Origin of the sequence: Pseudomonas arcuscaelestis (assembly GCF_016881005.1) — a bacterium.
GTDB lineage: Bacteria > Pseudomonadota > Gammaproteobacteria > Pseudomonadales > Pseudomonadaceae > Aquipseudomonas > Aquipseudomonas arcuscaelestis.
Genome location: NZ_JACOPV010000035.1, coordinates 1 through 7,723 on the forward strand (window position 1 = coordinate 1; position 7,723 = coordinate 7,723).

General features: G+C 49.0%; 9 protein-coding genes. 8 read left to right on the plus strand and 1 reads right to left on the minus strand.

Features of this window, described 5'->3' with window-relative positions; genetic code table 11:
- The 4 genes from H8F21_RS28840 to H8F21_RS28855 all read left to right on the plus strand — a co-directional run.
- A partial coding sequence (locus H8F21_RS28840) for a methyl-accepting chemotaxis protein (protein WP_236043270.1) occupies positions 1-1,147 on the plus strand: 1,147 nt, incomplete at its 5' end.
- Positions 1,148-1,184: 37 nt separating this feature from the next.
- Positions 1,185-2,915, plus strand: a complete 1,731-nt coding sequence (locus H8F21_RS28845) for a putative bifunctional diguanylate cyclase/phosphodiesterase (RefSeq protein WP_203585809.1) — start codon at positions 1,185-1,187, stop codon at positions 2,913-2,915.
- Positions 2,916-3,041: 126 nt separating this feature from the next.
- A complete protein-coding gene (locus H8F21_RS28850; RefSeq protein ID WP_194936559.1) occupies positions 3,042-3,620 on the plus strand; it encodes a recombinase family protein in 579 nt (192 codons plus the stop codon).
- Positions 3,621-3,716: 96 nt separating this feature from the next.
- Complete coding sequence (locus tag H8F21_RS28855; protein ID WP_194936560.1) at positions 3,717-4,109, plus strand: helix-turn-helix domain-containing protein; 393 nt, start codon at positions 3,717-3,719, stop codon at positions 4,107-4,109.
- 112 nt (positions 4,110-4,221) lie between these two features.
- Here H8F21_RS28855 and H8F21_RS28860 read toward each other — a convergent pair whose 3' ends face one another.
- Positions 4,222-5,016 (minus strand): RepB family plasmid replication initiator protein, encoded by a 795-nt coding sequence (locus tag H8F21_RS28860; RefSeq protein ID WP_203585807.1) that lies wholly within the window; start codon positions 5,014-5,016, stop codon positions 4,222-4,224.
- A gap of 301 nt (positions 5,017-5,317) precedes the next feature.
- On the opposite strand from H8F21_RS28860, the gene H8F21_RS29730 reads away from it, so the two are divergent.
- The 4 genes from H8F21_RS29730 to H8F21_RS28880 all read left to right on the plus strand — a co-directional run.
- A complete protein-coding gene (locus H8F21_RS29730) occupies positions 5,318-6,409 on the plus strand; it encodes a hypothetical protein (RefSeq protein ID WP_236043271.1) in 1,092 nt (363 codons plus the stop codon).
- A gap of 43 nt (positions 6,410-6,452) precedes the next feature.
- A complete protein-coding gene (locus tag H8F21_RS28870) occupies positions 6,453-6,692 on the plus strand; it encodes a type II toxin-antitoxin system RelB/DinJ family antitoxin (RefSeq protein WP_194936564.1) in 240 nt (79 codons plus the stop codon).
- Positions 6,682-6,969: a type II toxin-antitoxin system RelE family toxin gene (locus H8F21_RS28875; protein ID WP_194936563.1), complete on the plus strand. Its 288-nt coding sequence runs from the start codon at positions 6,682-6,684 to the stop codon at positions 6,967-6,969. Before H8F21_RS28870 ends, H8F21_RS28875 begins: the two co-directional genes overlap by 11 nt.
- A 208-nt stretch (positions 6,970-7,177) precedes the next feature.
- Positions 7,178-7,723: PAS domain-containing protein (locus H8F21_RS28880; protein WP_236043272.1), on the plus strand; the 546-nt coding region annotated here is incomplete at its 3' end.

Genomic DNA, 7,723 nt, shown 5'->3' on the forward strand with positions numbered 1-7,723 from the left:
TCCCCAAAGGCGCCACTATGCGGCGTTCATGGGAAGGATGGCCTTACCCGCAACTGCGGCTGCGCTGGCTATTGGCGCGGCTAGCGTGCTGCCGAGCCTGGCAGCACAAGCGGTAACGGCCGTGCTCTTTCTCGCTACGGGGTGGTGGTCATATACGCGACAGGGACATCTGTTAAATCGAATCATTAAAAGCGCCCCTGACGCTTTTTCAGATTCGATTAGCGCCATCACTTACAGCGACATATATGGCCCTTCGGCGCAGTTGGAAATGATATTGATTAGTGAGGATGCGCGCCTTAAAACTGCCCTGACTCGGCTAAGCGATCTGGCTAGCCAAGTGGCTGAAGCCGCTGCACATTCCTCCTTACTCTCTAACCAAACCGAACATGCCTTGCTGGAGCAGCGAGCCGAAACGGACATGACGGCAGCCGCCATGACGGAGATGGCTGCCTCAATCAGCGAGGTAGCTGGGCATGTTCAACAAACTGCCACTGAGGCGCAAACAGCAAATGAACTGGCTGAACAAGGCGACAAAGTCGCCGGGACTTCCCGAGAGGCCATTCAGCTTCTGGCTAGTACGGTAACGAATATCAGCACTGCTGTGGATAACCTCGCCAATGAAACCCAGCAAATCATGACCGCTGCTGGGGTGATCCAATCTATTGCTGATCAAACCAACCTGCTCGCCCTCAATGCTGCAATTGAAGCGGCCAGGGCTGGTGAGCAGGGTCGCGGTTTTGCTGTAGTAGCTGATGAAGTCCGCGCCCTGGCCAGCAAAACACGTGTTTCTACTCAACAAATTCAAAGTGTCATTGAAACTCTTAAACAGGGGGCTGATGAGGCGGTAAGCATTGCCAGGCTTGGTATCCGCGAGGCTGATCACGGCGTACGGCAAGTTATAGAGGCGCAGGGTGCCCTTCAAGGTATTCGCGAGGCTGTTGAGCGGATCAGTGGCATGAGCCAGCAAATGGCAGCCGCTTCAGAAGAGCAAGCCCATGTCGCTGAGGATATTGCTCGGCAGATCAATAACGTAGCGGGGACGGTTGAGAAAACAGCGAAAAATGCTAACGCCGCAGTGATTCGTGGCAGCGAACTTGAAAGCACATCCCGTGGTTTACGCGCACTGGTTGAGCGGTTCAACAGGTAGTGACCTGATGATTACCCTTGGAGAATTAGGTTCACGCATGAGCGAAAGATACCGCACGGCGGTGGATGCGGCCGCTATTTTCTCGGAAACCGATCTGGCGGGAAACATCACCTATGTCAACGAACAGTTCTGCGCCATTTCGGGCTATAGCGCGCAAGAGTTGCTTGGGCAAAACCACCGCATGCTGAATTCAGAACAGCATCCCGCTGAGTTCTTCATCGACTTGTGGCAAAGCATTTCACGCGGACAGGTGTGGAGAGGTGAAATCTGCAACCGCAGCAAGGATGGCAGGCTGTATTGGGTAGAGAGCACCATAGTGCCCATGTTCGATGCTGCCAACCAGCGGGTGCAGAAATACGTATCCATTCGCTTTGATGTGACCAAAAAACGGCAGTTGATGCACACCTTGCAATGGCGGGCGGAACGCGACGAGCTTACTGGTCTGCCAAATCGTTTTTTGCTGTCCGAGCGGCTTGAGCAGGCTATCGCCGCAGTACAGAGGTATCACGGCACGCTTGCCGTGGGCATGCTCGATCTCGATGGGTTCAAGCTGATCAACGACCGCTATGGCCACGCGACAGGTGATCGTCTGCTGGTGGCGGTGGCTGATCGCCTGAAACAAATCATGCGCGGCGAAGATACCTTAGCCCGCTTAGGCGGCGATGAGTTCGTGCTGGTCTTGCGCGTGCAAGATACTGAGGAGTTGGAAAGTGCCATGCGGAGGATCTTGAGCGCCCTTTCTTCCGCCTACACAATCGATGGTATAGGCATTCATATTTCCGCCAGTATCGGCGTGACGCTCTATCCAAACGATAATGAGGATGCCGAAACACTGCTGCGCCATGCCGATCAGGCTATGTATAAGGCCAAACAAAGGGGCCGCGATTGTTTTCATTTGTTCGATGTATCACTGGATAAGAAGGCCAAAACGGCCTTTGAGACCGTGATACGGGTTAGCGAAGCCTTACATAATGGTGAGTTATGCTTGTATTACCAACCCAAAATCAATCTGAACAGCGGGGCAGTGATTGGTTTTGAAGCCCTGTTGCGTTGGCAGCATCCGCAAGAAGGACTAATACCGCCGCTGGATTTTCTACCGCTGGTTGAGCAGACCGATCTGATCGTGGAGATTGGCGAGTGGGTCATTGATCAGGCGCTCAATCAAATAGGGCGATGGGCGGCCTTAGGCCATACTTGGTCTGTGAGCGTGAACATTGCAGCTTTGCATTTTCAAAGAGCAGATTTTACGGAGACCCTAAAGTCTTTGCTGGCCTGCCACCCTAATGTTGCACCGCAGATGTTGGATATTGAGATTGTCGAATCAGTGGTGTTAGAAAACATTCAGCATGTCAGTAAGCGCCTCATCGCTTGCCAGGATCTGGGCGTTACGTTTTCGTTGGACGACTTTGGAGCAGGATACTCGTCGCTGAGCTATCTTAAACAACTGCCCACGCAGTCGATCAAGATAGACCAATCTTTTATACGCCACATACTCGACGATAAAGATAGCCTCGTGCTGACTAAGGCGATCATCGGCCTAGCCAAATCTTTTAACCGCGAGGTTATTGCTGAAGGAGTGGAAACGGTTGAGCAAGGCGTGTTGCTGATGCGCCTAGGTTGCGACGTAGCGCAAGGCTACGGTATTGCGAAACCTATGCCGGTAGAACAAGTGTCCCGTTGGGTGGCGCAGTTTGTGTCCAACCCGTCATGGGGATGGCGGTCTCAAGGAGCATCCCAAAATACTCAGCCACACATTGCTGCTACATAAAAATAAGTCGCATGAATCCTAAGTCGTGCGACATGGAACCGGTCCCCGATTTTCTGCTCCATAAGTGTCGCATATTTCTGTCGCAGGTGGTACTTTACTTGCGACAAATAATGCGACAGGTGGAGCATGACCACGAACAATGGCCAGTTGATTGGGTACGCACGGGTTTCAACGCAAGGGCAAGATCTGGCTCAGCAGCGGGAAACGCTTAGTGCTATGGGATGCCAGCGCATTTTTGAGGAGAAAGTGAGTGGGGCTAAGCGAGATCGACCGGAGCTAGGACGACTTCTCGACCATTTGCGCACCGGAGATGTTGTGACAGTTACACGACTGGATCGTTTAGCCAGGTCAACAAGCGATCTTCTCCATATTGCTGAGCAGATCAATGATTCCGGCGCTGGTTTGCGCTCGTTGGCTGAACCTTGGGCTGATACCACTTCACCCGCTGGGCGCATGGTGTTGACCATTTTTGCAGGTATTGCCGACTTCGAGCGTTCGCTTATTGGAGAGCGTACTAGCGCTGGTCGGGCTGCTGCTCTTGCCCGAGGTGTACGTTTCGGCCCACGTCCAGCCTTAAGCGCCGAACAGATAGTTCATGCTCGGAGATTGATCGAGGAAGAGGGACGGCCTGTCACTGAGGCTGCACGTATTCTGAATGTACATCGCGCAACCCTGTATCGAGCTTTGGCACGTCCCCCTGCTTAAAAGCTTTCGTCCACGATGGGCTAACCCTATCAACTGTTTACCGAGTAGGGCTGATGGTAGAGTGTCTGCACACATTGCACACTAGGGGCTATGCAGATGTTGCACACCATTCAGGAAGCTATTGTACTGACTGGAAAATCTCGCCGAACACTCTACAACCATTGTGATCAGGGCCGTCTGTCCTATAGCTTAGGCCATGACGAACGCCGTTACTTTGAAACGTCTGAACTGATTCGCGTCTATGGCAGTTTGCTGAACATTGCACAGCCTGTTGCACAGGAAATTGCACAGCCATGCACATCAGAGAATCTACCAGGGACGCTTACAGAAGCTACCGCACTAAGATTGGCAGCAGCACTCGAAAAACTGATTGAGATCGAAGAAAAGAAGCTGCTCCTGATCGAACACAAACCAGCGATTCAGGAAGCGGCTCCATTGCCACGAGAAAAGCCTGAATCGTTCGCGGATCTACTCAAAACACTGAGCTGAGCCATTCCTTCCCCACAGTGCTTTGATCGCTGTGTCTATAACCCTGACGGGTTTTCTTCACCTACCGTTCTGGTGGGCATCCCAAATCCCCATAAAACGTGTTGCCCAAAAACTACAAAATGACCACGCCCAGGCGTTTCGAAAGGTCGTCCCAGCTTTCCCCAGGCCTTGCCAGATCTTTCGCTTCTTCTCGGCTTAAGGTCTTCCTGGTTTTGGGTTTCAGCGGTTTTTTAGGCGAAAACTCAAAAACCAAATGAGTTACAGACCTACCGGTTTTCTTCTGTTTCCAGCCCACCTGGATGGGGGAATGCAGGTTGATTTGCTCTATAGCTGGCGCAATTACCCAACGTTTCAAATCGCTAATGGATTTGTAGCTATCTGCAATCTGGAACGTTTTTTTGAGCCATGCGATTTCGATTTCTCGTTTTCCAGTGCTTCGCCACTGAACCAAAAGCTCGTACAAGCGAATCGCATGGATACTCGTCATTTTGACAACATCATCAATGGGATAAACCGTGAAACGTTCCTTTAGCTCTGAAAGGTAAGGGATTAGTGCAGTGGCGAATTGGAATCGAACCAAACCTAAGGTTTCCACGTATTCGATTTGCTGAACCCAACGAAACCGCCTGATAGCAGGCGTTTCTCCAGCCTGATCGTAAGGAACTGTGATCTGCCGATTGAAAAGCCGATCTGCTGCATCCTTTAGCTCTTCGTAAGCCGTTTGGCGCGTAATACCTACAAGGTCTACAACGCTTAAAGCATCAACCTCGTACAGGGTTTGATCGTTTAACGTCTGTCCTTGGCTTTTGGCAATACAAGCCAAAATCAAACGGTGCTCCCCCAGTGTTAACCGGTAACCCGCCTCAACCAGGGCATTAGATTTTTTGATCTGAAGGTTTTTGCTCATAGCCGTTTCCCATCATCCATTATGAGAGGTTATCAGATCCTCTCGCACCTTCGACAGGAATCTCTCGCGCCTTCGACAGGAATCTCTCGCGCCTTCGACAGGAATCTCTCGCGCCTTCGACAGGAATCTCTCGCACCTTCGTGACCAAGAGCCTTGATTTTAAAGGCCTGTAGAGCAGCTAAAGCTTTTAAAGATATAAAGTTTATAAAGAGGGAAGCGACCTGTAGTAGTCAGGATATGGGGACGGCTTAGATACCTTTTAAAACTGTAAATACATGAGACACATCAAAGGATGAGTCTCATGTCCAAGCTTTGCCCTGTCTGCAAAATAGAAATACCTAAGAAATCAAAACAATGGCTTAACCAGACATATTGCAGCACTAAACATAGAAAAGAAGCACATCGTAAGAAAAAATCTAAACAGACACGTACTGAGAAGAAAAGATCAAACCTAATACAAAACGACACATTTATATACGTAATAAATCAATGTAGGCAAGCCGAAACGATCCAAATATTGACTGGTCACACTTTAAAGTCTTTTACAAAAACCATGGAGTTCATAAAAAATAAAGAAAAAGGGGATGTAAGTCGCTGTCATATAGCACCTATTAAAGGCCCAGGCTTTACAGGGTTACTCCACTATAAAAACCTTTTTTATGGTGGTACCCATCAAAACGAGTTGTTTGGTAATAATTACTTATCTGGCGGAAAGTACATAAAAAATAAAAACCTTACAGAAGAGTGGGTTGTAAATGATGACATGTCAAATAACGAAGTTCTTATAAAGATTGAAGAGTTTCTAGGAGACATAATAGAGAGATACATAGAAAATAACTCAGTACATAAATCTAAGAAAATCAGAATCGTTGAAAAAATAATAGAGGCAAATCCAAGCGCAGATAAACAGTTTTTAATAAATCAAAGCACTAAATCCCTAAATGATGAGTTGCATTACCTTAGACGATCTTACTCTTTCTTCAAATCATATGGCATAGAATCTAAATACATGGCATACATGAATGAGTTAACAAGGTTTATATCTTATCGCGGGAAAAGGAAAGATTTGCTTAGGTCGTTAAGAAAGGTAATGGTTATAGGATATATGGCTTTAGAAAGAGTCTCAGGTAGCGAAACTTACAATAAATATTTTTATTGTAAGTATGAGCCATTAATAAATCAAAAATATAGCCAAGTTATGTTAAAGGAGCCAGGTAACTGGTCAGTATTCAAAGACCTCATGTATGATACCGTTTTCAAGGTTTTGCAAGGCGGTGATTTAGATGTTAAAAACTTTCGCAAGAAAGTAATGTCCTACTTGTTTTTTCCTGAAAAGGCTTGGCAAGAAAGAGGACTAAAATATTACCGAGATCCATTGAAAAACTTTCGCTAAGACGCTATTGTAATGACAGATGTCTTTGCAGGAGTCATGCTCTATGGCCTCAATCAACGTCCGTGTGGACGACGACCTCAAAAACCGCGCCTATCGCGAGCTGGAACGCTTGGGTGTCACGCCGTCTGAACTCATGCGCCAAGCCTTGCAGTACGTTGCTGAGCGCGGTCAACTCCCCTTCCGTCCCGTACTCATGACTGAAGAGGATGAAACCCTCATAAACACCGTACGCGAGCGATTGGCTTCACCGCAGCGCGTTAAGGTGTCGCTGGATGACCTATAGCCTTGAATTTGACCAGCGTGCACTGAAGGAGTGGCACAAGCTGGGAGATACGATCCGGCAGCAATTCAAGAAAAAGCTGTCTGAAATCCTGGAGAATCCCCGCATCGAGGCCAACCGCTTACGCGAGCTGCCAGATTGCTACAAGGTAAAGCTACGCAGTGCTGGCTATCGCCTGATCTACCAGGTCATAGATCAAGAGGTTGTGGTGTTCGTGGTCGCGATTGATAAACGTGAAAATGAAGCCGTGTATCGGAAGGCATCAGACCGCCTCAGATGAAGGAAGGCTTCAAGCAGTTGCTGGCCGAACTGACGCAAAACCTCTCCCGAGATGACGGTAGACACCATTTACACTAGCGGCACCATCACCATCACCATCAACGATGCTGCTCGCCTCAAACGTCTCGCGACCAGGATAAGGCCATAGAAACCATGTGGTTATCCATGTTAAAATGGCATTGTGCTATTATTGCTCGTGGAGATTCAACTTGCGCTCGAACCTGTCCGTCACAACCGTTGAGCAAACATTTCCGGCCCAGCAGCGATTGATCTCTGCTACTGATGCGAGCGGGAAAATTACCTATTGCAATGACGAGTTCACGAGAATAAGTGGCTATTCTCGTGAAGAGTTGTTGGGCAGTCCGCACAATTTGGTTCGTCATCCCGACATGCCTCCAGCTGTTTTTGGGCTGATGTGGAGCTATCTGAAGACTGGCAAAAGCTGGATGGGAATCGTAAAAAATCGCTGCAAGAATGGCGACTTTTATTGGGTCAGCGCGTATGTCACGCCTATTCTCGAAGATGGCCGCTTAACAGGCTACGAGTCCGTCAGAGTCAAGCCGACTCGCGAGCAAATAAGCCGTGCGCAAATTCTTTACGAGCGGTTGCGTGCAGGTAAAAAAGCCATTCCCCAAAGGCGCCACTATGCGGCGTTCATGGGAAGGATGGCCTTACCCGCAACTGCGGCTGCGCTGGCTATTGGCGCGGCTAGCGTGCTGCCGAGCCTGGCAGCACAAGCGGTAACGGCCGTGCTC

Excerpts from the sequence above, each read along its gene's own strand:
- H8F21_RS28875 (WP_194936563.1), top strand. The coding sequence starts at position 6,682 with ATGACCTATAGCCTTGAATTTGACCAGCGTGCACTGAAGGAGTGGCAC.
- H8F21_RS28855 (WP_194936560.1), top strand. The coding sequence starts at position 3,717 with ATGTTGCACACCATTCAGGAAGCTATTGTACTGACTGGAAAATCTCGC.
- H8F21_RS28850 (WP_194936559.1), top strand. The coding sequence starts at position 3,042 with ATGACCACGAACAATGGCCAGTTGATTGGGTACGCACGGGTTTCAACG.
- H8F21_RS28860 (WP_203585807.1), bottom strand. The coding sequence starts at position 5,016 with ATGAGCAAAAACCTTCAGATCAAAAAATCTAATGCCCTGGTTGAGGCG.
- H8F21_RS28845 (WP_203585809.1), top strand. The coding sequence starts at position 1,185 with ATGAGCGAAAGATACCGCACGGCGGTGGATGCGGCCGCTATTTTCTCG.
- H8F21_RS28870 (WP_194936564.1), top strand. The coding sequence starts at position 6,453 with ATGGCCTCAATCAACGTCCGTGTGGACGACGACCTCAAAAACCGCGCC.
- H8F21_RS29730 (WP_236043271.1), top strand. The coding sequence starts at position 5,318 with ATGTCCAAGCTTTGCCCTGTCTGCAAAATAGAAATACCTAAGAAATCA.